Origin of the sequence: Mesorhizobium sp. M0816 (assembly GCF_040320005.1) — a bacterium.
Taxonomy (GTDB): Bacteria; Pseudomonadota; Alphaproteobacteria; order Rhizobiales; family Rhizobiaceae; genus Mesorhizobium.
Window position 1 is genome coordinate 1 of sequence record NZ_JAMYOT010000017.1, and the last position, 24,948, is coordinate 24,948.

A 24,948-nucleotide genomic window follows, 5' to 3' on the forward strand; every position below is an offset into this window, starting at 1 on the left:
TGGCAAGGATTTCGGCCATAGGTCGTTCCTCCTCTATTCCGGATCGGAGATCGACTAATCTAGTATGCCGTCTCACTTCGTCCAACTCCCTCGTCCGCTTCTGCCATAATGAATGGGCTGTTGCCAGAAACGCCACGTCGCGTTCATACATGCAGGGCGCAAACCGGGAGACTGAAATGCCCGCCCACAGCAATCTCAAGCCGGTGCTGACGGCTGCTGATGTCAACGCGCTGATGGCGACCGTTTTCCCGCAACTCAACGACCAGTTCACCTTCTACGAGGCGTTGGAGGTGTTTCCAGGCGGCTGTGTCGTGCGACTCAATGCCGACGAGCGCCATTTGCGTCCCGGCGGCACCGTGTCGGGTTCGGCGCTGTTCACGCTGGCCGACATAGGCGGCTATGTCTGCGTGCTCTCGCATGCCGGACCGGATGCGCTTTCGGTCACCACCAGTCTCAACATCAATTTCGTCCGCAAGGCCGAGGCCGGGCCGATCGACGGCCATTGCCGCATCCTCAAGCTCGGCAAGAGCCTGATGGTGTTCGATATCGACATCGTCGCCGGCCCGGAGGGACACACGGTAGCGCACGCAACGGGCACCTATTCGATCCCGCCAAAGCGGATTGGAGATGCGGTAAAATAATACCTTATGCTCAAATCGTTGTTTTTGTTTGATTTTACCCTAGAGATGGTTTTTCCCGCGCCTTGACGCAGTCGCCGTCCTCTCCTATAAGCCCTCACGGAGCAGCGGCCCGCAAAGGCCGCCGTTTTGTTATTGGCGGCGGGCAAGCGCCTTTCGCCAATCCAAGCAACAAGAAACGCCTTCTTTTGAAGGTCCGAACCGAAAGCAACAATCCATGGCAACCTTTTCGCAGAAGCCTGCGGATGTGGTGAAGAAGTGGGTGCTGATCGACGCCGAGGGTCTCGTCGTCGGCCGTCTCGCCACTGTCATCGCCAATCATCTTCGCGGCAAACACAAGCCCACCTTCACCCCGCACGTCGACGACGGCGACAACGTCATCGTCATCAATGCCGACAAGGTGGTGTTCACCGGCAAGAAGTTCACCGACAAGGTCTATTACTGGCACACCGGCCACCCCGGCGGCGTCAAGGAGCGCACCGCGCGCCAGCTGCTCGAGGGTCGTTTCCCCGAACGTGTCGTCGAGAAGGCCGTCGAACGCATGATCCCGCGTGGCCCACTCGGCCGTCGCCAGATGAAGAACCTCCGCGTCTATGCAGGCACGGAACATCCGCATGTCGCCCAGCAGCCCGTCGTCCTCGACGTGGCCAAGCTGAACGCCAAGAACAAGAAGGTTTCGTAAGATGGCTGAGCTTTCCTCGCTCGCAGAACTCGGAGCTGCCACCGGCAATACCAACACCCAGCCGGCCGCACCCGTCCACGTCCAGAAACTCGATAAGTCGGGCCGCGCCTACGCCACCGGCAAGCGCAAGAACGCCATCGCCCGCGTCTGGGTGAAGCCCGGCTCCGGCAAGATCGTCGTCAACGACAAGGTGTTCGCCGAATATTTCGCGCGTCCGGTGCTGCAGATGATCCTCAACCAGCCGATCATCGCCGCCAATCGCGCCGGCCAGTACGACATCGTTGCCACCGTCATCGGCGGCGGCCTTTCCGGCCAGGCCGGTGCCGTGCGCCACGGCATCTCCAAGGCGCTGACCTATTACGAGCCGGCGCTGCGCGCCGTGCTCAAGAAGGGTGGCTTCCTGACCCGCGACAGCCGCGTCGTCGAGCGCAAGAAGTACGGCAAGGCGAAGGCCCGCCGCTCCTTCCAGTTCTCGAAGCGTTAAACAGAGATCTGTTTTCTAGATTTTTTCAGGGGGCTGCGTATTCGCAGCCCCCTTTTCTTTGTCGACATAGCAATCCCGCATCTTCAGGTGACCCGACGTAATATTAGTAGTATCTTAATTACTGGCGCGTTCCAGATCCCAGGGCAGCAGCCAACTCCACAGAGCGGGAGCTGTGCACGTTGCGACGCGCCGGTAACCCGACGCTCGCGAAGGAGGAGGCAATGCGCATCCATTCCAGCAGTGTGTTTCTGGCAGCTGTCGCCGCCACTTGGGCATTCGCCGCGCCTGCGGCCGACAAAAGCGACGAGCAGCTGATCGAGAATGCGATTACAGCGGCACCGGCGGCTGTCGGCAAAAACGCCGCTGTCGTGAATTGGGAGATGAAAACGTTGAGGAAGGGCACCAACGGTTTCACTTGCATCCCGGACGACCCGGGCACTCCCGCCGACGACCCAATGTGCACGGATGAGAACGGGATGGCGTGGATGCACGCGATCATGTCCAAGAAGGAGCCGCCTGCAGGAAAAGTTGCTTTCGCCTACATGCTAAAAGGAGGCGATGCGGCCAGCAATACCGACCCCTTTGCAACCAAGCCGCCGGAGGGGGCCGAATGGCTGCATGATGGTCCGCACGTGATGGTCATGAACGCACCAGACATGATGGCCTTGTATCCCCACGAGCCGAACCCCACACAGCCATACGTCATGTTCCCCGACACGCCCTACGCGCACCTGATGATTCCAGTCAAATAGATCAAGCAAGACCTGCCGCGAAGCATAGTGGCGGGTCACCTGAGAGAAGGGAGCGCGCTTATTTTCGGGCGCGGCTCTCCCGGGTGTCAGGGCTGGCCGGCGGACGCCTTGATGAAGTCAATGAACGCCCGCAACGGTGCCGGCACGAGGCGCCGGCCGGGATAGTAAAGGAACGGCCCGGAGAAGCTCTGCCACCAGGGTTCAAGCAGCGGTTCGAGCGCTCCGCTCTCGAAGTGAGGACGTAGCCAATCCTCGAACAGGCTGATGATGCCCGTGCCGGCGATGGCTGCATCGACTTTGAGGTCAGTCGCCCCGCCCAGGGTCACGAGAAGCGGCCCCGTCGGGTCGACCCGCACCACCTCGCCGTCGCGCTCGAATTCCCACGGCGGCATCGCACGGCTGGCAAAGCGGCCGCGCAGGCAGGCGTGGCCGAGCAGGTCGCGCGGGTGTTGCGGCCGGCCATGACGATCCAGGTAGGCCGGGCTGGCGGCGGTGGCGAAGCGCTGCACGCGCGGTCCGATCGGCACAGCGATCATGTCTTGCTCCAGCCGCTCCTCATAGCGAATGCCGGCGTCGCACCCCGCCGCCAGCACATCGACGAAGCTCTCCTCCGAGATCACCTCCAACCGGATGCCTGGATAGGCGGCGAGAAAAGGCGGAACGATGCTGGGCAGTACCAGCCGCGCCGCGCTGACCGGCACATTGAGGCGCAACGTACCTGCCGGCCTGTCGCGAAAGCCGTTCACTACATCGAGGGCCGACTCCACCTCGGTCAAGGCAGGACCGAGCCGCGCCAGCAGGCCTTCGCCGGCTTCCGTCAGGACAACGCTGCGGGTCGTCCGGTTGAGCAGCCTGACACCGAGCTGCGTCTCCAGGCGCCGCACCGCCTCGCTCAAGCCGGACGCACTGCCGCCGCTGGCGCGTGCCGCATCCCGAAAACCTTTGGCGCGCGCTACGGCCACGAAGGCGTTCAGGTCCCCGAGATCAATCTGCATTGTTCGTCATTCCGCACAGCCCGTGCGAATTGTACCCAATTATCATGAGATCGGACAGCGTCTATCTGTGCACCGTTCCTGAAGGAGAAAGACCATGTCCAGCGTCGACCAGTCCGGCACATTCATCCTCGGCGACCGCAAGGTGAGACGGCTCGGCTACGGCGCCATGCAGCTCGCAGGGCCAGGCGTCTTCGGCCCACCAAAGGACCACGACGCGGCATTGGGCGTACTGCGCGAAGCCGTTGCACAAGGCGTCAACCACATCGACACCAGCGACTTCTATGGCCCGCACGTGACCAACCTGTTGATCCGCGAAGCGCTCGCACCCTATCCCGACGACCTCGTTATCGTCACCAAGATCGGCGCCCGACGCGGCACGGATGGCTCATGGCTGCCGGCCTTCTCGGCAGAAGAGCTGACACAGGCGGTGCACGACAATCTGCACAATCTCGGACTCGACGTGCTGGAGGTGGTCAACCTTCGGGTCATGTTCGACGCGCATGGCCCCGCCGAAGGGTCGATCGAGGCGCCGCTTGCGACGCTCGCCGGGCTCCAGCGACGGGGCCTCGTGCGGCACATCGGGCTGAGCAACGTCACCGCTGCACAGATCGCCGAAGGCCGCAGGATTTGCAGGATCGTCTGCGTGCAGAACCAGTACAATCTGGCGCATCGGGGCGACGATGCCTTGATCGACGATCTGGCCCGCGACGGCATCGCCTATGTGCCGTTCTTCCCGCTTGGCGGCTTCAACCCGTTGCAGTCGTCGACCTTGTCCAAGGTCGCCGCACGCCTCGGCGCCACGCCCATGCAGGTCGCGCTCGCCTGGCTGCTTCGCCGCGCGCCCAACATTCTTCTGATCCCCGGCACGTCTTCCGTCGCGCATCTGCGAGAGAACCTCGCCGCTGCCGACCTCGAACTGTCGGACGATGTCATCAAGGAGCTGCATGGTATGGCAATGGCGGCCTGCGGGTAGATTACCGAAGGCAGTGACGAGCCAATCTCCCCCAAGTGGGTTCCCTTGCGGGGGAGATGGCCGGCAGGACAGAAAGGGCGCGAAGGCGCGCGACCTTACAGGCGGGACAGCCGAAGCGCTGAAGGATAGTCGCATTTTTCTGCCACCACGCCACATTTTGTTCTTGCTTTGTGCCGGCAGCTATGCTACTAATCTGGGTATGGTGCTGATTGGCGCCGACGACCCGCCTACCTGGCGGGTTTTCTGTTTCTGGATTCCTTCGAAAGTTTTGGCGCTGCCGGCCTGGGGCCGGCGGGACAGCGCCCTCCTCTGCCCCCGGGCATCTTCCCCACATGAGGGAGATCGCAATTCTCGCCGCGCCGGTCTAGTTGATGCTGGCCGTGTTGGCCGGCTCGGCCGGGCGCTTCCCACCGGCATAGGGCACGCGAAAACCGTTCGCCGCCAGCCAACCGATGGCGGCCTTCGGTTCGTCGGTCTGGATGATGGTGGCGCCTCGCTCGACCCAGAAGCCATAAGTCTCGCGCGGCAGGCTGGCCGCAACCGCCAACTCGTCGCCGCGACCGCCAGCGAGGAAGCCGCCCGGCTTGTTGACGATGGCATAGGTGTCGGCCCAGATGTGCCAGTCGCCCCTCACCGCCAGCGCGCGCATGCGCGGGCTGAACAGCGGGCCGCCGGTCTCGGTCAGTGTCTCTGATCCCATGCGCCAGTTGATCATCTCGACCGCGCGCATCGGGAAGGCCCGGCTCACTTTCTCGGCAAACATGGCGTCGCGAACCGCGTCATCGGCGATAATCGGCATGAACTGGAAGCCGCTGCCGATCGCGTCCATGGCGGCCTTGACACTAGCAATCCGCTCCGCATTCCACAGGTTCTCCTTGACGATCACCTGTTCGGCCATGCCGAGGTCGCGCGCAACCGCGACCATGCCGACGAGGCTTTCGGTATCGAGCTTGTTGTCGAGATTGATGAGGATCCTGTCCCTGGTCGTCATCAACATCTCGCGCAACGTCGAGACCGTCTCGCCCGTAACGGCGCCGGTGCCTTCGATCACCAACCAGCAAGTCTTGAGTTCGGCCATCGTGCGGTTGACCACCTCACCCTTGCAATTCGTCGTGCGGTCGAGCCAACTGTCATGCATGACGACGAATTGTCCGTCCTTCGAGCGCCTGATATCGACCTCGACGATTTCGGCGCCCATTGCGATCGACGCCTCGACGGCGGCGATCGAATTTTCGGGATAGAGCGTCTTGCCGGATTGCATGCCGCCGGCGCGGTGCGCGGCCACTATCACATGGTCGCGCCATTGGTTGGCGTGCTCGAAGCGGTCGAGGATCTGCCTGGCGCGCGTTTCGCCTGCCGAGGCCTGGCCAAGGGAGAGCGCCAGCGCCGCGGAAAGCAGAAGGCTCAGCCAAATCGTTCGCATGAGACAGGTCATTCGCACGAGAATCGCTCCGTACCGGGATCGCACCCCGGTTAAGCGATGCCCGTGACAGGCAGGTGAACGAAGCCGGCTTGCAAAATGCCGGAAAATCAGGTCAGCGCCGGCCGAAGCAGTCTTCGGCGGCTACTTTCGGCTGCTTGCCAGGCAATCTCCTGGCGAGCCATGCCGGGTTCGCCTGGCGAGCAAGGATTTGTGACCGGATCGAATGGCCATGATCCTCCGCAGGGGTCGCAATTCTGAGAATTATGTCCAATAAGGTTGCGCGTCGACGCACAGGAGATCGCTTCATGCCGCCAAGGACCATCGATCATGCCTTCACCACCCGCTCCAGGACGGGTGCGTCGTTCGAGCCGACCTATGCCGGCGCCCTGTCGTTCATGCGGCGCAAATATTCGAAGGACGTGAAGGACGCCGATGCGGTGGTGTGGGGCATTCCCTTCGACGCTGCGGTCACCAATCGGCCGGGCGCCCGTTTCGGACCGCAGGCAATCCGCCGCGCCTCGGCCATCCTCGACAACGATCCGCAATATCCGTTTTCGCGCGATCTGTTCGAACAGCTTGCCGTGGTCGATTATGGCGACTGCCTGCTCGACAGCGGCAATCACCAGAAGACGCCTGCCACGATCGAACGCGAAGCGGCGAAGATCCTGAAATCCGGCGCCTTTCTGCTGTCACTCGGTGGCGATCACTTCGTCACCTGGCCGCTGCTCAAGGCGCATGCCGCCATCCATGGCCCGCTGGCTCTGGTGCAGTTCGACGCACACCAGGACACCTGGCCCGACGACGGCAAGCGCATCGATCACGGCTCCTTCGTCGGCCGTGCAGTCAAGGAGGGCATCATCGACCCCGACCGGTCGATCCAGATCGGCATCCGCACCCATGCGCCCGACACGTTCGGCATCAAGATCCTGTATGGCCATGAAGTGGAGGAAATGCGTGCGTCCGACATCGCCTATGCCATCGTCGACCGTACGGGCGGCAAGAAGACCTACGTCACTTTCGACATCGATTGCCTGGACCCGGCTTTTGCGCCCGGCACCGGAACGCCGGTCGCGGGAGGCCCGTCTTCGGCAAAGATCCTGTCGGTGCTGCGCCAGATCAACCAGCTCGATATCGTCGGCGCCGACGTCGTCGAGGTTGCGCCAGCCTATGATCACGCCGATATAACGGCGATTGCCGGCTCGATGGTGGCCATGCACTATCTTGGGCTGTTGGCGGAACGAAAGGCCCGACTCGAAGAAATGAACCAGGGCAATCACGGCGTTGCCGGATTGAATCAGGCAAGCGGCATATAGCTTTGAGATAACAGGAATTTTGGCAAGCAATGAAACCGAAAATCTTCATCGACGGCGAGCACGGCACCACCGGTCTGCAGATAAGGGCGCTGCTTGCCGAGCGTGGCGACCTGGAAATCATCTCCATCCCGACCGAGCGCCGCAAGGAAACGGCAGCGCGCGCCGAGTTCCTCAACGCTGCCGATGTCGCGATCCTCTGTCTGCCGGACGCAGCCGCCAAGGAAAGCGTTTCGCTGATCGCCAATGACACCACCAAAGTGATCGACGCCTCGACGGCCCATCGTGTCGCCGATGGGTGGGAATATGGTTTCGCCGAAATGGACAAGGACCAGGCGAAAAAGATCGCTTCGGCGAAGCGCGTCGCCAATCCGGGCTGCTGGCCGCAAGGACCAATCGCGACGCTGCGGCCGCTGATTGCGGCGGGGCTGCTGCCGGCCGATTTTCCGGTCACCGTCAACGGCATTTCCGGCTATTCCGGCGGCGGCCGGCCGATGATCGAGGATTATGTCGCCAAGGGCGAGGATGCGCCGGAATTCCTGCCCTACGGACTGACGCTGCAGCACAAGCACGTGCCGGAGCTCAGGACCTATGCCAGGCTTTCGCACGATCCGATCATGCAGCCGGCAGTCGGCAATTTCGCGCAAGGCATGATCACGGTGGTGCCGCTGCAACTTGGCGGCCTCGACCATGTGCCGACCGGCGCCGAGCTTCACGCGGCGATCGCCGATCATTTCGCTTCCATCGATGGCGGCGTGGTCGAGGTGGCGCCGTATCTGCATCAGGAACGCATGCCCGACATCGATCCGGAGATCTACAACGGCACCAACCGGATGAAGCTCTACGTCTTCGCCAATGACGATCGAGCTCAGGCGCTGCTGCTTGCCGTCTACGACAATCTCGGCAAGGGCGCCTCGGGCGCCGCTGTGCAGAACATGGATCTGATGCTCGGCCTTTGAATGGATGCGCCGAGATTTCCAAAGCGCTGGAAGGTCGGCGCGCCGGAGCTCATTGCCGAAACGTTCGGTAGCCGCATCTGGAAAGGTGCTCGCGAGGACGGCTCACCGGCAATCGTCAAGGATCTAGGCTGTAGTGACAATTTAACGGCTTGGGTTTGGAAGGTGAGGTTCTACGCGACGATCAGTGGGAGCGGATCGAGCCATTTGTGTACCAACATAACTACGACAGGATCGCTTACAAAAACCGCTGGGGCATCGAGGCTTTCTTCGCCAAGCCCAAGCAGTGGCGGCGCATCGCAGCGCGCTACGACAAAATCGCCGCCAACTTCCTCGGCTTCGTCAAGCTCGCTGCCATCATGCTCCGGCTCAAATGATTAAATTTTCACTACAGCCTAGAGTTGCTCTTGGCCAGCCAGCCTTCGCAGCGACAGGCTTCGACCTTCGTGCTGTATTGACGGTGATTCAGAGGATTAGACCCTCAAAGCCCGCAATTATATCGCGTATGGACCAGTATCTGAGAGTGCGCGGGTTCGGCTGTGAGGCCGTTGAGATTGTCCTTGATCCAGCGAGCGGCTGCGCCCAGTTCGCTAACGAAATCGTGCGAAATCACATAATCCATGATGCCTGCCTCGAGCAGGTTACGGGAATGGTTCGTCAGTTCGTGGCCAACGAATACCGTCTCGTGCGCTTTGCCGGCCATCTCCAGAGCCTTTGCCACACCCCGGTTCGCTCCGGCCACATTGTAGATCGCGGCAGGGTGACCATTTGCCTCGAAATAGCGCGTCAGCTGCTCGCACGTGGTTTCGGGTCGGTCATCCGAGATCACGCGCTCTTCAATCTTCAGATAGGGAAAATCCGACCGTAGCACCCTGCGAAAGCCCATCTCACGCTCCTGCTGGCAGCGAAACGGTACGCTCATGACGATCAGGATATTGTTGCGCTCCCTCGGCAGGGCATTGCCGATCAGCAGCGCGGCGACGCTGCCAGCGGCGTACTGATCATTGCCGACATAAACCGAGCGGCGCGAACTCGGCAGATCCGTCGTCAGGCATATTACGGGAATCCCGATGGTTCGCAGCTTGCGGATCGCGCGGTTGATGGCCGGATGCTCGCGGGCGATGATCACCACGCCGTCCATTCCCTCGCCGCGCTGCTCGATCTGCCGCGCGAATGAGGCGGGCTCAACCTCACTGGTGCTCACATAAACGCCGTCGATCTCGATGCCCGCGAGCGTGCGATTGGCCTCAGCTGCGGCCGAAGCCATCGCGGCGTTGAACGTCTCACCGGAATCGCAGATCAGCAGGATGCGGAGCGGAACGTCGCGCTCCTTGCTTTCGCTGCTAAGCTTTTCCACCGCCGCCAGCACGCGCGCTCTTGTCTTGTCCCGGACGCCGCCTCGGCTGTTCAGGACCCTGTCCACAGTCGCTGGGCCCACTCCGGCAAGTGCGGCGATATTTTGGATCGTAGGACCTTTCCAAAGCCTGCCCTGGGTGCCGTCGGTCACTGGAATCTCCTATACTTGATGCAAAACGCATCATTCAGGAAAATTGAGATGCTCGCAACCACAATGTTTTGAATGGCTTACGTAGACTTTGTGCCGCGCAGCAAATTTTGATGCTATTCGCATCACTAATGACCAATCACGCAGCTTGAATGATGTTGTTTCAATCGGGAATACTTGCATCGTTAAACGGAGGGAGGAGCCCCATGAATATCAAGAAATTGGCGATGCTAACGGCCGTGTTGGCCGCCAGTGTGGTTGCAGGCACAGCGGGTGCGCAAGACAACGACAAGCAGTACCGCTTCGTCATGGTCTCGCACATTGGATCGAACGATCCCAACATGAACTGGCTGACATTGTCGCTGAAGGAGTTCGAGAAGAAATATCCAAACGTGAAGACGGAATACATCTCAACCAACAACTATTCAGTCCAGGAGCATGTCCGCCTTCTCGAGCAAGCGATTGCAACGCATCCTGATGGCATCGCGGTACCAATCGTCAGCTCGGACGCGTTCGAAGGCCCCCTGCGCAAGGCGATCGACGAAGGCATTCCAGTCGTTGCCTTCAACATCCCGGATAGTCGGCCAGCTGGTGAGCGCATCCCCTACCTGACCTACGTCGGCGGTGATGAGTATTTGACGGGCAAGAAGCTCGGCGAATACGCGATCGAACAGGCCAAGGAAGCCAAAATTCCGCAACCCAAGCATGTCGTCTGCGCCAGCCACGATTCAGCCCACCAGGGTCTCAAAGCCCGCTGCAAGGGCATGAAAGATGCAATGGCGGCCGTTGGCGCCAAGTTCGACGAGTTGTTCATCGGTGCCGAGCCGGCCGGCGCACGCAACGCGCTGCAGTCGTTCCTGCAGGCCAATCCCGACACGAACTATATCTTCACTGTAGCCGGCTGGTCCGCACCCTGGGCTTGGAGCGTCGCCAACGAGATGAAGCTCGATCCCGATGTCGACGATAAGGGTATGACCATCCTGACGGTCGACGAGGGCCCAGTCTCGATTGAAGGCGTCCGAGCCGGCCACCTTCTGGCGACCAACAGCCAGGGCTTCTGGCTCCAGGGTTACGAGCCGATGGAATGGCTCTACTGGAACAAGAAATTCGGCTACGCGCCGCAGAGCGGCATCCTGACCGGGCCGGTCATCATCAACAAGGACAACGCCGATCAATGGGCCAAGCAGGTCCGGGCCGTGTTCGGTGACAAGGCCTACGACGAACAGAACACCTGGTAAGGGTTCCTCCCGAGAGGGGCGGCTTATTTCCTCGGGGAGTGGCCGCCCCTTCTTTATCCGCTTACAGCAGGTCCCGGAACAGCGGAACAAAACTGAATGAAACACCTTGTTCGCAGCCAGGGTTTTGGCGCGGTCATCGGCGTCGCGGTCATGCTTGCCGTCTTTACGCTTGTCGACTTTTCCGGCTGGTGGACGGTTCAGACCGTGTCGAACGTGACCCAGTTCGCATCAATCCTCGCCTTCGTCACGATGGGCGAGGCACTGGTCATCATGACCAAGGAAATCGACCTGTCGGTGGGTTCGGTCTACGGGCTGGCGGGCGTTTCCTTCATCACCCTGGAGCCACCACTTGGCGTCCCCGGTTCGCTGCTCGTGGCGCTTATCATTGCGGCGCTTGCCGGCTTGGGCCAGGGCATTGCCGTGGTCAAGGGGCAGTTGCCGTCAATGATCGTAACCCTGGGCGGCCTCTTCATCGCGCGCGGCATCATCTATGTCTGGACGGGCGGATCGGTGCACAATTTCTCTCCCGACGCGCGCGCCCATCCGCTGACACGAGTTCTGGGCGGTGAGTTGTTCGGCGTCGAAGCCGCGATCTTCTGGATTGTGGCGATTGCGGCGCTTCTCGGCCTAATGTTGTGGGCAACGCCGTTCGGAAACCGACTGCTTGCGACCGGGGGCGGGCGGGAAAGCGCCGAATCGCGAGGTGTTAGGACCGAAAGGGTCAAGATCGTCACTTTCGTACTCTGCTCGCTGCTGGCTGGCTTTGCCGGCATCCTGACCTTGTGCAACCAACCGCAGACCCACGTGACGCTTGGCGAGAACATGGAGCTTGAGGCAATCTCCGCTGCGGTCATCGGCGGCTGTCTGCTCACCGGTGGGCGCGGTTCGATCCTGGGCGCCATCCTGGGCGCACTCATCGTGGTGAGCTTCCGCTACGAGCTGATTGCGCTCGGAGCGCCATCGTCCTGGTACATCACCTTCGTCGGCGTCGTGCTCATCGCGGCGGTCATCTTCAATCAGAGTCTGGCCCGGCGCCTCGGGCACAGCGTTTGACACGGGAGCGCGCCCGAATGACGAACGATCATCCCCTCATCCAGGTCAAGAACCTCGACCTTTATTTCGGCGCCTTCCATGCGCTCAGGAACGTCTCCGTCGACTTCCACGCAGGTGAGCTGGTGGGCCTCGTCGGGGACAACGGCGCCGGCAAGACGACGCTGATCCGTGTCCTATGCGGCATTCATGCGCCAACTTCCGGGGAGGTCTTCTTCGATGGCAGGAGGGCTGAGAAGTTCCATCCCAAGCTCGCCATAGATCAAGGCATCGAGACCATCCAACAGTCGGTGGGACTTTGCGACAATCTGTCGATCGCCCGCAATTTCTATCTCGGGCGGGAGCCGGTGAAGCGCATCCTCGGCATTCCCTTTCTGGATTTCGCGCTGATGCGCGAGAAGTCGGCCCGCGTCATCCGGCAGTTCGGACTTCGCGACAACGTATCTACTGACGATGAGGTGGAACGCCTGTCGGGCGGTGAGCGCCAGTCGGTCAAGATCGGCCGGGCGGTCGAATTCAAGAACCGCGTCGTCATCATGGACGAACCGACCAATCACCTGTCGGTACGCGAACGCGAACACGTCAACGAGCTTGCCGTGCAGCTCAAGGAACAGGGCCTGCTAGTGATCTACATCACCCACGACATCTTCCAGGTCCACAAGCTCGCGGACCGCATCGTCATCATGGAGAACGGCTCGAAGGTCGCCGACGCGTCCACTGATGCGATGACGGCCGAGGAGCTGGAGGAAGTTATCCGTCAGGGCGGCCGTGTGGTCGAGAAGCGGGAGACGGCCTGATGGCTTTGTCGGCCGCCAAACCCCTGATACGGCGTCACGCCGAGGTCGGCATCTTTCTTATCGGCGCGGTCTTGGTCATCCTGTTCGCGTCGACATCGGATGGTCGATGGGCCAACCTCTACAACATCGGGACGATCGTCCAGGTGACGGCCACACTTGGCCTGATGAGCCTGGGGGTGGCACTGGTCATCGGAACGGGCGAGATCGACATTTCCGTCGGCTCGACGTTTGGCATGGGCGCGCTGGCCTATCTGTGGCTCGCAGCACATGTCGATCCGCTGGCCGCAGCCGCCGCCGCGATCATCGTGGGTGCGGCCATAGGCCTACTGAATGGGCTGCTCGTGACCCGGACCGGCACGCCGTCCCTCATCGTCACGCTTGGGACGCTGATGATCTTTCGAGGCATTGCAATCGCGCTGACCGAGGGGTTCTCATTCTCCATTCCCTATGCCGCGCGCAAGGGATGCAGCTATTTCCTGCTCGGCGGTGACGATTTCCTCGACTTCAACACCGCGCTCTACTGGCTGATCGCCGTAGTCGCCGTCCTACTGGTGATGTTGAAGGCGACGCCTTTCGGCAACCGGCTGCTCGCCGTCGGCGGATCGACAGAAAGCGCTCACTCCCGTGGCGTCCGCGTCGGTCGCATCAAGCTGTCCGCGTTCGTCCTGTGCGGAATGCTGGCGGCGTTCGCCGGCACGCTGGAGGCCGGCAAGCTCGGTTTCGCGGACGGGTCGATGGGTCGTCTCATGGAATTGCAGGCGATCGCCTCCTGCGTGCTTGGCGGGTGCGTGCTGGCCGGCGGCCGCATATCGCTTCTTGGAGCGCTGATGGGAGCATTCGTGCTGTCGTCCATCCAATCGTATCTCGTCGTGATGGGCGTGCAGCCGCAATGGTTCGTGCTGATCCTCGGGGTGATCGTGGTACTCGCGGCCTATGGCGACAAGTCTCTTCGCCAATGGGCCCTCAGAAGATGAAAGCAGCAGCATGACCGTTAGAATTGCGATCGTTGGGGCCGGCATCATGGGGGCCGACCATGCCCGGATCGTGGCGGAGGAGTTGCCCGGCGCAACCCTGCAGGTCGTATGCGACGCCTCACCCGAGCGGGCGAGGACAGTGGCGCAGGAACACGGCGCGGGAGACGTCACCACGGATCCGGTCGCGACCATCAGGCGCGGCGACGTCGATGCCGTGGTCATCGCCAGCCCCGACGACACCCACGCGCCCTTGTCGCTGGCCGCCATCGAGGCCGGCAAGCCTGTGCTTTGCGAAAAGCCACTGTCGCAGGACGCGAACGAATGCCTTCATGTGATCGAGGCCGAGGTCGCGCGCGGCCGACGCTTCGTCCAACTCGGCTTCATGCGCCGCTTCGATCCCTCCTACCGCGATCTGAAGGCGATACTGGACGATGGCTCACTTGGTCGCGCGATCATGATGCACAACTTCCACCGCAACGTGGAGGCGCCGGCGAACTTCACCGGTCAGATGGCCGTCACCAATTCGGCCCCGCACGAGTTCGACGTTGCCCGCTTTGTGCTCAGCACCGACTACAAGGCGATCTCCGTCTTCCAGCCTTCGGTCGTCCACACGACCAAGACCGGCGCGCCGGTCTTCATGGTGCTCGAGACGGACAAGGGCCAGCTCGTCAACATCGAGATCAACAACAATGCCGCCTATGGTTACGACGTTCGTGGCGAGCTCGTCGGCGAGAAGGGATCGGTCCTTCTGAATGCGCCCGTCTACACGCGCCGCAACGACCAATTGATGGCCTACGAGCGCTATGCTCCCGACTGGCGGCCACGCTTCGCGGAAGCCTACAGGCTTCAGGACAAGGCGTTCCTGGAATTCGTCCGTTCGGGCGTGTTTCCGACAGTCGCGGCCGACGCATGGGATGGCTACTGCGCCGCGCGGGTGGCGGAAGCGGGGGTCGAGGCGCTCGCGACCGGCGCGCGCGTGGGCATCGCGATGGACGCCAAACCGGATCTGTATCGACGATCGAAGCTGCCATGAAGGCAGCTGTTGCTCCGGCAGTGTCGCGGTCATGCTCGGCAAGGGTTGCAGACGCTTCAGCTAACCGACAGCCGCCAGAGGACATGGCGGCGATGAAGCAATGGATAGCCCGCAATTCTTCCAGCTTTTCCAGGGTGACGATCCGCATAGCCCGGTTCGCGCTGGAAAATCCGACCGAGGTGGCAATCGATAACGGCGCCGAGCTGGCCACTGTCGTCGGCGTCTCCCGATTAGCCGCTTTGCGTTGGCCTTGGGCTTCGAAAGCCATGCGCAGCTTCGCCGCTTCTTTCAAAGAGAAGCCATATCGCGTCAAAAAAAGGATCTATCATGAAGCTGGGTTTTGTTTCCGACAGTCTTGGAGGCATGTCGTTCGAAGCGGTTCTCGACAACGCGGCGCGCCTCGGCGTCTCGGGTGTCGAGGTGAACACCGGCGGCTGGTCGACCGCGCCGCACTTCGACCTGGCGTCGATGAAGGCGAAGCCGGAAGCGCGACGGGCTTTCCTGAAGGCGTTCGGCGACAGGGGACTTGAGATCATCGCCCTCAACGCCAATGGCAATCCCCTGCATCCCACCCAGCCGGAACAGGCCGGGTGCCTGAAGGACACGATCCGCATTGCCGGAGAAATGGGCATCAAGACCGTCTGCACCATGTCGGGCTTGCCGCCCGGACGCGAAGGCGACCTCATGCCGAACTGGGTGGTCTCCTCCTGGCCGCCCGAAACGCAGGTGATCTTGCGCTATCAGTGGGGCGAGAAGCTGCTGCCGTTCTGGGCTGAGGTCGCGGATCTGGCGAAGAAGAGCGGCGTCGAACGCATCGCACTGGAACTACATGGCAGCCAGTGTGTCTACAACGTTCCTTCGCTCCTCAAGCTTCGTGCGGCCATCGGTCCGGTGATCGGCGCCAACCTCGATCCCTCGCATCTGTTCTGGATGGGGGCGGATCCACTGATTGCAGCCGAAGCGCTGGGCGAGGCGATCTTCCACGTCCACGCCAAGGACACCATGCTTAATGCGTCGGTTCAAGCGACCACTTCGCTGCTTGAAAACGGCTCGCTGATGGACATTCCCGGCCGCAGTTGGTCGTACATCACGCTCGGCTTCGGCCATGGCGAGGAGTGGTGGCACCAGTTCTGCTACCGACTGAAGATGGCCGGCTACGACGGTTGGCTCTCTGTCGAGCACGAGGATGTGCTGCTCAACAGCCTGGAAGGGCTCGAGAAATCGATCGCTCTGCTGAGAGGCGTGATGCCTGTAGCCGCAAGCGATTTCAGCCCGCAGGCGATCTAGCTAGAGTCTAAAGCCTTTCGACGATGTGGAAAACGAGTTGCGCGGCGAGCATTTCCTCGCCTGGCGACGCGGCGAAGGTGCGGTGCGGCTGCTGGGCCGCGATGGCCACCGCATGCTGCTCGAACATGCTGGCGACAGGATGCTGTCACACCATCTTGCCGAACACGGCGACAATGCCGCCACCGCGATCGCGGCGGAGGTGATAGCAAGGTTGTTCTCGCCGTCGAAGCACCCTGCCCCGCCGGACCTCCAGCCGTTGCGGACCCGGTTTTCCAGCCTATTCAAAAAAGCGAGGGCCGATCGCGCCGCCGGCGAAAGGAGCCTGTATGTCGAAGCAGCCGAAATCGCGGAACGGCTGCTGTCCAATCCGCACGACGTGCGGCCGCTGCACGGCGACCTGCATCATGACAACATCATGCACGGTCCGCGCGGCTGGCTGGCGATCGACCCGAAGGGCGTTCTCGGCGACCCCGGCTTCGACGCCGCCAACATGTTCTACAACCCACTTGACCGGGACGATCTTTGCCTCGATCCGCGGCGGATCGCGCATATGGCGCATGTCTTTGCCGCAACGCTCGGCCAGTCGCCGCCCGCGATACTGGACCACGCCATCGCCTATGGCTGCCTGTCGGCTGCATGGCACCATGAAGATCGCAATGCGGTCGACGAAAACCGCGAACTGGCGATTGCCGCGGCAATCCGGCGGGTGCGGCTCAGCCTCTGAGAGCGATCTCGTGGGGCAGCGGGTAAGCGCCCTTGGTACCGCGCCAATGCGCGGCGGCGAAGCCGAGCAGAAACAGCGCGAATGCCTGATGCGTCAGGGCCATGTGCAGAGGCACCTGCATCAATAGCGTGCCGATGCCGATCGACGCCTGCACCACGACAATCAGGAACAGCAGCGTCGCGCGCCGGGCATGCGTCGTGCCCGGCAGGCGCCGGCGTGTCGCAATCATGTGCCAGAGCGCGACCGCGAAGATCGTGTAGGCGCCGACCCGGTGGACGAATTGCACCGTCTTCGGGTTTTCGAAGAAATTGCGCCATGCCGGCTCCAGCAGCAGCAGGTCGCCGGGGACCAGCTTGCCGTCCATCAGCGGCCAGGTGTTGTAGCTCAAGCCGGCGTCTAGCCCTGCGACCAGCCCGCCGAGATAGATCTGGACCAGCGCCAGCAGCACCAGGAAGCCGGCCAGACGTTGCGTCGAGCGGTCGGCGGCAGGTTCCGAGTGCGGCGCCAGCCCACGCGCGACCACCATGGTCGCCGTGAAGATCAGCGCCGCCAGCGTCAGATGCGTCGCCAGCCGATATTGGCTGACCGAAACCCGGTCAACCAACCCGGACGCCACCATCCACCAGCCTATCGCGCCCTGCAGAGCGCCGAGAAGGAGGATGCCCGACAACTTCGTGCCGAGGCCCCGCTCGATGCGGCGCGTCGCCCAGAAGAACAGCAGCGGCAGGGCGAAGACCACGCCGACACTACGCGCCAGGATGCGGTGCACCCATTCCCACCAGAAGATCGATTTGAACGCCTCGATGCTCATGCCGTTGTTGAGTTCGGCATATTGCGGGGTCTGCTGGTAGCGCAGGAACTCCTCCTGCCACTCGGCATCATTGAGCGGCGGGATGACGCCGTGTATCGGCTGCCATTCGGTGATCGACAGGCCGGAATTGGTGAGCCTTGTAGCGCCGCCGACCAGTACCAGCGCAAACAGCACCAGGAGCACGACATAGAGCCAACCGCGTACCAGCGCGCGGTTGCGAAGGTCGCGATCGCGGGCGGCGAAAGGCGCGGCATCGGATATGGCAGCAGCCATGGATTTGTCCCGGCAGTTGAAGTCGCGGATTGGTGAACCATCGCAACCCGGCTTGCAAGACCGGACAGCGCGGCACGCCGTCGCGCCGTTTCTGGCGGGTTGCGCGTATTGGCTGTTCGGCCTAAGCGATAGCGATCAACGAGATCGCGCCATGCCCATTCGCCTGAAAAAGTTGATCGGAAGCTTCCTGCTGGTAGTGCTGGTCATAGTCTATGCGCTGGTCGCCTCGATCGTGGCGGTCGCCCAATTGTCGCAGTCCGGGCCGCTGGCGCACTTCATCTTCTTCCTGCTCAGCGGGCTTTTGTGGGTGCTGCCGGCGATGGGCATCATCAAATGGCTGATCCTGGAGCCGCGGCCGAAGGGGCGAGGCAACAGTTAGATCGTCACCACCGTCTTGCCGGCATTGGCCAGCGGCGTCGTCACACCCGACAACATTGTTCGGACGTGGGCGACGCTCTGATAGCGGCCATTGACCGAAATGCGCGGCAGGGCGTGCAGGAAGCCGGCATGCTCGGCGCGGAGTATGCCGTGGCGGGTCGTCACCGCCGAGGCATAGCCGGCATCGCGGACTAGGCCTACTTCGCGGCGGCCGACGGCACTGGCATAACCGTAGGGATAGGCGAAATGGCGCGGCTCCTCGCCGAGTTTGGCCTGCAATATGCGCTTGACGTCGCCGATCTCATGTCGCGCATCGCTCTCGGAAAGCCGCTTCAGATTGCAGTGATTGACGCTATGTGCGCCGATCGTCACCAGCGGGTGCTCGGCCATGGTGCGGATCTCGTCCCAGTTCATCAGCGTGCTCGGGCGCGGAGCACCCAACTCGATGCCGTTCGAGCGCGCCAGATCCCGCAACACCGCACGCTGGTCCTGCTCGCGCACCTTCAGCGTCAGATGAGCGTGCAGGCGCGCATTGGCCTGGACCTTTTTTCCCGGACTCGAGCAGTCGATTGTCACCGGGCCATCCGGCGTCGTCAGCGTCAGGCGATCGCGCGCATTGACGATGTCCTCGACCACGTCCCACCACAAATCGGCAGCGCCGTCGATCAGTCCCGGCGCGACGTAGATGGTGATCGGCGCGCCGTGTTTCTCCAGCACCGGCAGCGCCTCGGTCATGTTGTCTCGATAGGCGTCGTCGGCGGTGATCGTCGCAAACTGGCCGTCCTTGTCGCCAGCCTTGATGCGCTCGATCGCCTCGTCAAGCGTGACGAAACTGTAGCCGTTCGCCTTCATGTCGGCGATCACGGTGTCGAGAAACCCAGGCGCGATGTTCAAGTGGCGGTTGACGCCGTTCGGCTTTTCCGGTGTCGCGGTTACCCGATGCAGCATCAGGATAGCGCCGAGACCGCCGATAAACGGCTTGGCCAGCGGAGCGAGACCGGAATAGCGGGCGAGATTGAGCGCCAGTTTGCGGATTGCCTCGCCCCCGTCGATCATTCATTCACCTTTTGCGCCTAAGCTCATCAAGCATGGAATGCGCCTGCGCGGACCCCCAATCGCGACGAATACGCCCTAAGGATTGAGGTATGGTTGACGCCACCGCGTCATTTGACGGCAATCAGCTGGCAAGCAGCGAGGCGTCGCCGTGTGCCTTGCCGGCCGGCAAAGCCGGCCTGTCAACCTCGGTCGCCGATAGTGCGGCGTTGGCGGCGTACGCAGAATTCTGCCATTCGGCGCTTTTTGCCCCTGCGCAAAGCGCAGGCTGGATCCTGAACTGGGCCGCACATACCGGCGCCGACGTTGTCGTTGCGACGCTGCGCGCCGAGGACAGGCCGGTTTTCTCACTGGCGCTGGAGGTCACTCGCAGTGGAGCGTTCCGCGTCGCCCGGTTCATGGGCGGCCGCCATGCAAACGGCAATTTTGCCGCCGCCGACCCGCAATGGCTGTCGAATGCCGATAGCGCGGCGATCCGCTCGATGCTGGCTGCGATTGCCAAGACGCGGCGCGACATCGATCTTGTTGCGCTGGAGCGGCTGCTGCCCGATCTCGACGGCGTTGCCAACCCGCTCTCCGCCTTGCCGCATTTTTCGAGCCCCAATCTGTCGCTGGCCGCCGGTCTTGTGGGAGGATTTGACGCACTGCTCACCCGCGTGAGCGGCAAGCGCAGGCGCAAGAAGCATCGCTCGCAGGCGCGCAAGTTCGAGGCCGTTGGCAGCTATCGTCGCATCGAGGCGAGGACTGCGGACGAGGTGCACATGCTGCTCGATGCCTTTTTCGAGATGAAGGAATTCCGCTTCCGCAAGATGGGCATCGCCAATGTTTTCGGTGAGGCGGAGGTGCGCGCTTTTTTCCGCTCGCTGTTTGCCGACGCGCTTCAAGAGGAATATCCGTCCTTCGTCCTGCATGGGCTGGAAGTCGCCGGGAAACTTCGTGCAGTCACCGGATCGAGCCGCACGGGCAAGCGGCTGATCTGCGAATTCGGGGCGATCGCCGAGGACGACCTCGCACACACCAGCCCGGGCGACTTCCTGTTCTTCGAGAACATCCTGGAAGCCTGCGAGGCGGGTTTCGAAATCTATGATTTCTCGGTCGGCGACGAACCCTACAAGCGATTGTGGTGCGATGTCGAAACGCAGCATTTCGAGGTGCTGGTTCCGCTGACGCTGAAAGGTCGTGCGCTGGCGCTTGCGCTCAGGCACGGCGCAAGCCTGAAGGCATTCATCAAGCACAGCCCAATGGTCTGGAAGCTGACCAAGCTGCTGCGCCGCAAAGCCGTGGGGCGGACAGCACCGGCCGCAGGCGAAGACGACAGCTGATTTCGATTTGAGAGAAAACTGCCTCAGGCGGCCGAGCGCCGTCCCGGCATTGGGCCCGGCGCCACATGGCCGATGGGCGTGACCAGCGTCAGGTCGGGATAGCCACTCTCGATGAGCGCGACCGCGGCCTGCGTCACCTCGTCGTCCGGCTCAAGCATGGAGAGCAAGACCTCGGTCCCCTCGCCCACCAGGCGGCTGATGCCTTGCGCGTCGGCCGGTCCGCATTCGACCACGACCAAATCATAGGCGGTGGTCAGCGACTGCATGATGATCGGCAGCCGGTCGGCGGCGCGCATGGCGCGGACCGGATCGGCTGTGCCGACGGGAATAACGTGGCAGTCCGAATAGAGATCGGGGTGGATCACATCGCTGAACTGCGCTTGCGAGGCGAGCAGATCGGTGATGCCCGGAAACAGCCCGCTGTCCAGCATCGGCCGCGAGGCGGCACCCGAAGCGGTGAGATCAAGCAGCAGCACGCGTAGCCCGGCGTCGGAGACTGCGCGCGCCACCAACACCGCCGAGGCGGCCGCCTCGTCGCCTTCTGGCGACACGAATATGGCGCGGGCGGCACCGGTGGCGATCAGTTTTTCCGCGGCCTTGTCGATGTCGACCTCGCCGAGGATAGAACGTGCCGGTTCAATGTCTCCAGCGGCCATTTCAGAGTACTCCGGTTCGATTTTCTCGGCAGCCGCTTCCGCCACCGCGACGGGTTCCGGCTCCACTTTGCTTTCAATGATATTGTCGTCGTCGGCCTCATCGATCTCGACGACTGCCGGTTCGGACCGGCCAACCGACGGGTCGGGCTCGGCCATCACGCGTTCGGCCTGGACAGCCGGCATCGCAACCTGCTCGATGCGCTCGAAATGGGCACCGGCGGCCGGACGCATGGCGCGGCCGGAAAACAGTTCCTGCAGCAGCGTGACGATCGCCATGATGAGCAACGAGCCGACAAAGGCCGCACTGACAATCGGACCAATCTTGGGGAAATAAGGTTCGGCCGGCACCTGGGCCTCCGAAAATACGCGAGCGTCGACGGGCAGATAGTTGCGATCCTTGCGTGCGGCCGCCTGGAGATAGCTGGATGAATAGAGATCGAGCTGCTGACGCTTGGTCGCGGCATCACGCTGCAGCGCATCGAGTTCCACCTGCTCTTCGCCGGCGCGGGCGGACGCCGCCTTCAGCGTGTTGACGTCTGCCACGAGTTGAGCCTCTCGCGCCTTCGCCGTCTCGGCCTGCGCCATCAGACCTTTCATGATCTTTTCCGCTTCGTTGCGGATCTGGCGGTCGAGATCCGCGAGCTGCGACTTCAGCGCGCGGATGCGCGGATGGTTGTCGAGCAAGGTGGTGGAAAGGTCGGCGATGTTGTTCTTGAGTTCGACTTGCCGCTCGCGCAGGCGCTGGATCAGTTCGGAAGACAACACCTCCGGAACGGCATCCAGCGAGCCGCCATTGCGCAACGCCCTGCGCACGCTGTCAGCGGTCGCTTCCGCCGAAGCGCGATTGGCGCGCACGCGTGACAGTTCGCTCGACAATTCGGACAGCTGCTGGGTGGCAAGCACCGAATTGTTGCCGCCCATCAAAAGATCGGACTGCGCACGGAATGCGGCAACCTTGGCTTCCGCCTCCTTCACCCGGTTCTGCAGATCCGCGATTTCCGGCGCCAGAAAGTCGGTGGCGGCGGAATTCGATTCGAGCTTGGCATTGCCCTTGGAGGCGATATAGGCGTTTGCAATGGCGTTCGGGATCGCGGCGGCAAGCTTTGGATCCTCTGACGAGAACTCGATTGCGATCGCGCGGGTTTTTTCAACGCCATAGACGTTGAGCTTCTCATGCATTGCGTCCAGCACGCGCTCTTCCAGCGGAATCTCGAACGGATCGCTTTTCAAGCCAACAAGGACAAGGGCGCGGCTCAGCGCCGACATCTTCAGCGCCTCGTCGAATTCGGGCAATTTCGCCAGGTTGAGCTTCGCCGCCACCTGCTTGAGGATGTCGGGGGACGAGATGATCTGGACCTCGGTGGCCACAGCCTCTTCGTCGGGAATCGACCGCTCGTTGCCGTTGGCCCCGGCTGGCCGCGTGAACTCCGATTCTCGAGGCCCGATCTCCAGCTTGGCTGCCGCCTTGTATTCGGGCGTTGCAAGCCAGGCGAGCGCAAAGGCCAGGCCGGTTACAACCAGTGCGACGACAAGGATGCGCAACCAGTTTCGCGCCAGGCTGGCGAAAAGCTGCCTGAGATCGACGTCGACATCTGCGGCCGCGGATTGAACGGACATGCATCCCTGCTCCGGTACTGAGTCAGCATGCACCGTAAACAACTATGGTAACTCAGCCGTTAATATCGCGGTAAGAACCTGTTAGGCTCTACTAACAAGCCGCAAACAAGAGGCTGAAAACCATCTGCATTTGTCGATCCGGCCCGCATCGGCCGCGCGCCTTTACCGGCCATTAACCCTAACAGGATGATAACCGAGCTCGATCGTTAAGGTTTGCCGCAGAGTCGCCGGCTATTCAAAGGTACGTGTCCGCTCATGAAAAGCACTGCTCCCCTTTTCCGCGCGCTGCTTGCCGTATCGATGCTTTCGGGCTGCTCCAGCTACCGGCCGACGCCGGCCGCATTCCATGAAGTTCTCGACCAGCCCTATCGCCTCGGCGCCGGCGACCGCGTCCGCGTAACCGTGTTCGAGCAGGAAGGACTGACCAATACCTACAGCGTCGACCAGTCCGGCTATCTCTCGCTGCCGCTCGTCGGCAACGTGCCGGCGCGCGGCCACACCGCCCAACAGCTTGAAAGCGAGATCGCCGAGAAACTGCGCCAGGGTTATTTGCGGGATCCCGATGTTTCGGTCGAAATCGATCGCTACCGGCCGATCTTCGTCATGGGTGAAGTGGGTGCGGCGGGGCAGTATTCCTACGTTCCAGGCCTGACCGTGCAGAAAGCCGTCGCCATCGCCGGCGGGTTCACGCCACGCGCCAACCAGGAAAGCGTCGACATTACCCGCGACATCAACGGCAAGGTGATAACCGGACGCGTGGTGACCTCCGACCCGCTATTGCCCGGCGATACAGTCTATGTTCGCGAACGCCTGTTTTGATGTGCTGACAAAGTGGCGGACACACTCAGGATCGTCCACTGCTTTCGCTCACCGGTCGGAGGCATCTTCCGGCATGTGCGCGACCTGACCGAGGCTCAGGTCGCCGCCGGCCATGCCGTCGGCATCGTCTGCGATTCGACGACGGGCGGCGATTTCGAGGAACGGCTGTTCGAACAGATGAAAGGCAGCCTGGCGCTCGGCATTCACCGCACCCCGATGCAGCGGCATGTCGGGCCAGGCGATCTCGCCTCGGCCCGGTGCACCTATAGGATCATAAAAGAATTGCGGCCGGACGTGCTGCACGGGCATGGCGCCAAAGGTGGCGCCTATGCCCGTCTGTTCGGCTCATTGTTGCGGGTATCCAGGTCTCGCGTAGCCCGCCTTTATTCGCCGCATGGCGGCTCGCTTCACTATGACGAGACCACCGCCATGGGGAAGCTGTTCTTCGCGCTCGAGCGCTTCATGGCTCGCTTCACCGATTGCCTGCTGTTTGTTTCCGATTATGAGCGGCGGACTTATCGCAGGAAGGTCGGCGAACCGCCCATTCCGAACGCTCTCGTCCACAACGGCCTGCGGGCCGCCGAGTTCGAGCCGGTGCGGACCGAGCACAATGCGGTTGACCTCCTCTATATCGGCATGATGCGAGACCTCAAAGGCCCGGACATCTTCATCGATGCGCTGGGGCTAGCCGCGACACGGCTCGGCCGCCCATTGAAAGCGCTGATGGTCGGCGACGGCGACGACCTGCCGCGCTATCGCGCCCAGGTAAATCAGCTCGGCCTCGACGTCGGTTTCCTGGCGCCGATGCCGGCCAGGCTCGCCTTCACGCTGGCCGAACTGGTCGTCGTTCCCTCGCGCGCGGAAGCCATGCCCTATATAGTTCTGGAAGCGCTCGCCGCCGGCAAGCCGATCATCGCGACGGCGGTCGGCGGCATACCGGAAATCTTCGACACCGGCTCGCCTGCCCTGATCCGGCCCGACCCGCGCGAACTTGGCGACAAGATAAGCGCCGCATTGGCCGATCTCGACACCTACAAAGGCCTGATGCCCGGCCTCGCCGACCTCAAGGCACGCTTCGGCGCCGATGTAATGGCCGCCGAAATCGAAAAGGCTTATTTCGCCGCGCTCAAAAAATAGAGCAACGGGTTTTCCACCGGGCTGCTCCTGGTGAAAGCGTCTCCAAAGCCATGTGTTGTTTC

At 62.2% G+C, this 24,948-nt stretch carries 24 protein-coding genes and 1 pseudogene; 19 read left to right on the plus strand and 6 right to left on the minus strand.

From position 1 onward, the window contains the following. Window positions 1-176: 176 nt before the first annotated feature. From NKI17_RS23850 to NKI17_RS23865, 4 genes are all read left to right on the plus strand, one after another. Window positions 177-641, plus strand: a complete 465-nt coding sequence (locus tag NKI17_RS23850; RefSeq protein WP_352636873.1) for a PaaI family thioesterase — start codon at window positions 177-179, stop codon at window positions 639-641. 214 nt (window positions 642-855) lie between these two features. Further along, window positions 856-1,320 (plus strand): 50S ribosomal protein L13, encoded by a 465-nt coding sequence (gene rplM, locus NKI17_RS23855; RefSeq protein ID WP_023674645.1) that lies wholly within the window; start codon window positions 856-858, stop codon window positions 1,318-1,320. Window position 1,321: 1 nt separating this feature from the next. Continuing rightward, a complete protein-coding gene (rpsI, locus tag NKI17_RS23860) occupies window positions 1,322-1,804 on the plus strand; it encodes a 30S ribosomal protein S9 (RefSeq protein ID WP_023674644.1) in 483 nt (160 codons plus the stop codon). 221 nt (window positions 1,805-2,025) lie between these two features. Continuing rightward, entirely contained in the window at window positions 2,026-2,556 is a 531-nt protein-coding gene (locus NKI17_RS23865) for a hypothetical protein (RefSeq protein ID WP_352906882.1), read from the plus strand. 86 nt (window positions 2,557-2,642) lie between these two features. Here NKI17_RS23865 and NKI17_RS23870 read toward each other — a convergent pair whose 3' ends face one another. Then, entirely contained in the window at window positions 2,643-3,551 is a 909-nt protein-coding gene (locus NKI17_RS23870; RefSeq protein WP_352614137.1) for a LysR family transcriptional regulator, read from the minus strand. A 94-nt stretch (window positions 3,552-3,645) separates the two neighbouring features. Between NKI17_RS23870 and NKI17_RS23875 the strand changes: the two genes are divergently transcribed. Then, window positions 3,646-4,524: an aldo/keto reductase family oxidoreductase gene (locus NKI17_RS23875; RefSeq protein WP_352906883.1), complete on the plus strand. Its 879-nt coding sequence runs from the start codon at window positions 3,646-3,648 to the stop codon at window positions 4,522-4,524. 364 nt (window positions 4,525-4,888) lie between these two features. On the opposite strand, the gene NKI17_RS23880 is transcribed toward NKI17_RS23875, so the two are convergent. Then, window positions 4,889-5,947, minus strand: a complete 1,059-nt coding sequence (locus tag NKI17_RS23880; protein ID WP_352796274.1) for a glycerophosphodiester phosphodiesterase family protein — start codon at window positions 5,945-5,947, stop codon at window positions 4,889-4,891. 305 nt (window positions 5,948-6,252) lie between these two features. Here NKI17_RS23880 and speB point away from each other — a divergent pair, with 305 nt between their 5' ends. The 3 genes from speB (at window position 6,253) to NKI17_RS23895 (ending at window position 8,590) form a co-directional block, all read left to right on the plus strand. Next, window positions 6,253-7,260, plus strand: a complete 1,008-nt coding sequence (speB, locus tag NKI17_RS23885) for an agmatinase (RefSeq protein ID WP_352449331.1) — start codon at window positions 6,253-6,255, stop codon at window positions 7,258-7,260. A 29-nt stretch (window positions 7,261-7,289) separates the two neighbouring features. Continuing rightward, entirely contained in the window at window positions 7,290-8,216 is a 927-nt protein-coding gene (gene argC / locus NKI17_RS23890) for an N-acetyl-gamma-glutamyl-phosphate reductase (protein ID WP_352796276.1), read from the plus strand. A gap of 155 nt (window positions 8,217-8,371) precedes the next feature. Beyond that, window positions 8,372-8,590, plus strand: a complete 219-nt coding sequence (locus tag NKI17_RS23895) for a transposase (protein ID WP_023674639.1) — start codon at window positions 8,372-8,374, stop codon at window positions 8,588-8,590. Window positions 8,591-8,694: 104 nt separating this feature from the next. Here NKI17_RS23895 and NKI17_RS23900 read toward each other — a convergent pair whose 3' ends face one another. Further along, on the minus strand, window positions 8,695-9,720 hold the full coding sequence (locus NKI17_RS23900; RefSeq protein WP_352906884.1) for a LacI family DNA-binding transcriptional regulator: 1,026 nt from the start codon (window positions 9,718-9,720) through the stop codon (window positions 8,695-8,697). Between the two features lie 203 nt (window positions 9,721-9,923). On the opposite strand from NKI17_RS23900, the gene NKI17_RS23905 reads away from it, so the two are divergent. From NKI17_RS23905 to NKI17_RS23935, 7 genes and pseudogenes are all read left to right on the plus strand, one after another. Beyond that, entirely contained in the window at window positions 9,924-10,955 is a 1,032-nt protein-coding gene (locus tag NKI17_RS23905) for a sugar ABC transporter substrate-binding protein (RefSeq protein WP_352906885.1), read from the plus strand. Window positions 10,956-11,051: 96 nt separating this feature from the next. After that, on the plus strand, window positions 11,052-12,008 hold the full coding sequence (locus tag NKI17_RS23910; protein WP_352906886.1) for an ABC transporter permease: 957 nt from the start codon (window positions 11,052-11,054) through the stop codon (window positions 12,006-12,008). Between the two features lie 17 nt (window positions 12,009-12,025). Beyond that, entirely contained in the window at window positions 12,026-12,802 is a 777-nt protein-coding gene (locus NKI17_RS23915; RefSeq protein WP_023674635.1) for an ATP-binding cassette domain-containing protein, read from the plus strand. Next, window positions 12,802-13,776 (plus strand): ABC transporter permease, encoded by a 975-nt coding sequence (locus NKI17_RS23920; RefSeq protein ID WP_352646544.1) that lies wholly within the window; start codon window positions 12,802-12,804, stop codon window positions 13,774-13,776. Before NKI17_RS23915 ends, NKI17_RS23920 begins: the two co-directional genes overlap by 1 nt. 10 nt (window positions 13,777-13,786) lie before the next feature. Then, window positions 13,787-14,809 carry a Gfo/Idh/MocA family oxidoreductase gene (locus tag NKI17_RS23925; protein WP_023674634.1) on the plus strand — a complete coding sequence of 341 codons (1,023 nt, stop codon included), beginning with the start codon at window positions 13,787-13,789 and terminating at the stop codon, window positions 14,807-14,809. Window positions 14,810-15,136: 327 nt separating this feature from the next. Next, the gene (locus NKI17_RS23930) at window positions 15,137-16,096 is read left to right on the plus strand and encodes a sugar phosphate isomerase/epimerase family protein (protein WP_023674632.1); all 960 of its coding nucleotides are present in this window, start codon (window positions 15,137-15,139) and stop codon (window positions 16,094-16,096) included. Window positions 16,097-16,100: 4 nt separating this feature from the next. After that, a pseudogene (locus tag NKI17_RS23935) lies at window positions 16,101-16,820 on the plus strand (aminoglycoside phosphotransferase family protein); the annotation flags it as partial. Here the strand turns inward: NKI17_RS23935 and NKI17_RS23940 are convergent. After that, window positions 16,810-17,904: a COX15/CtaA family protein gene (locus NKI17_RS23940; RefSeq protein WP_023674630.1), complete on the minus strand. Its 1,095-nt coding sequence runs from the start codon at window positions 17,902-17,904 to the stop codon at window positions 16,810-16,812. The pseudogene NKI17_RS23935 and the gene NKI17_RS23940 sit on opposite strands and share 11 nt — an antisense overlap. Before the next feature lie 151 nt (window positions 17,905-18,055). Between NKI17_RS23940 and NKI17_RS23945 the strand changes: the two genes are divergently transcribed. Then, a complete protein-coding gene (locus NKI17_RS23945; RefSeq protein WP_023674629.1) occupies window positions 18,056-18,283 on the plus strand; it encodes a DUF2842 domain-containing protein in 228 nt (75 codons plus the stop codon). On the opposite strand, the gene NKI17_RS23950 is transcribed toward NKI17_RS23945, so the two are convergent. Next, entirely contained in the window at window positions 18,280-19,338 is a 1,059-nt protein-coding gene (locus NKI17_RS23950; protein ID WP_352571455.1) for a polysaccharide deacetylase family protein, read from the minus strand. The genes NKI17_RS23945 and NKI17_RS23950 overlap by 4 nt on opposite strands. Before the next feature lie 89 nt (window positions 19,339-19,427). On the opposite strand from NKI17_RS23950, the gene NKI17_RS23955 reads away from it, so the two are divergent. After that, window positions 19,428-20,657, plus strand: a complete 1,230-nt coding sequence (locus tag NKI17_RS23955; RefSeq protein ID WP_352456599.1) for a GNAT family N-acetyltransferase — start codon at window positions 19,428-19,430, stop codon at window positions 20,655-20,657. A 23-nt stretch (window positions 20,658-20,680) separates the two neighbouring features. Here NKI17_RS23955 and NKI17_RS23960 read toward each other — a convergent pair whose 3' ends face one another. After that, window positions 20,681-22,930 (minus strand): GumC family protein, encoded by a 2,250-nt coding sequence (locus tag NKI17_RS23960; RefSeq protein ID WP_023674626.1) that lies wholly within the window; start codon window positions 22,928-22,930, stop codon window positions 20,681-20,683. A 255-nt stretch (window positions 22,931-23,185) separates the two neighbouring features. On the opposite strand from NKI17_RS23960, the gene NKI17_RS23965 reads away from it, so the two are divergent. Both NKI17_RS23965 and NKI17_RS23970 read left to right on the plus strand, forming a co-directional pair. Further along, entirely contained in the window at window positions 23,186-23,749 is a 564-nt protein-coding gene (locus NKI17_RS23965) for a polysaccharide biosynthesis/export family protein (protein WP_023674625.1), read from the plus strand. A 12-nt stretch (window positions 23,750-23,761) separates the two neighbouring features. Next, the gene (locus NKI17_RS23970; protein ID WP_352571456.1) at window positions 23,762-24,886 is read left to right on the plus strand and encodes a glycosyltransferase family 4 protein; all 1,125 of its coding nucleotides are present in this window, start codon (window positions 23,762-23,764) and stop codon (window positions 24,884-24,886) included. The last annotated feature ends 62 nt before the right edge of the window (window positions 24,887-24,948 follow it).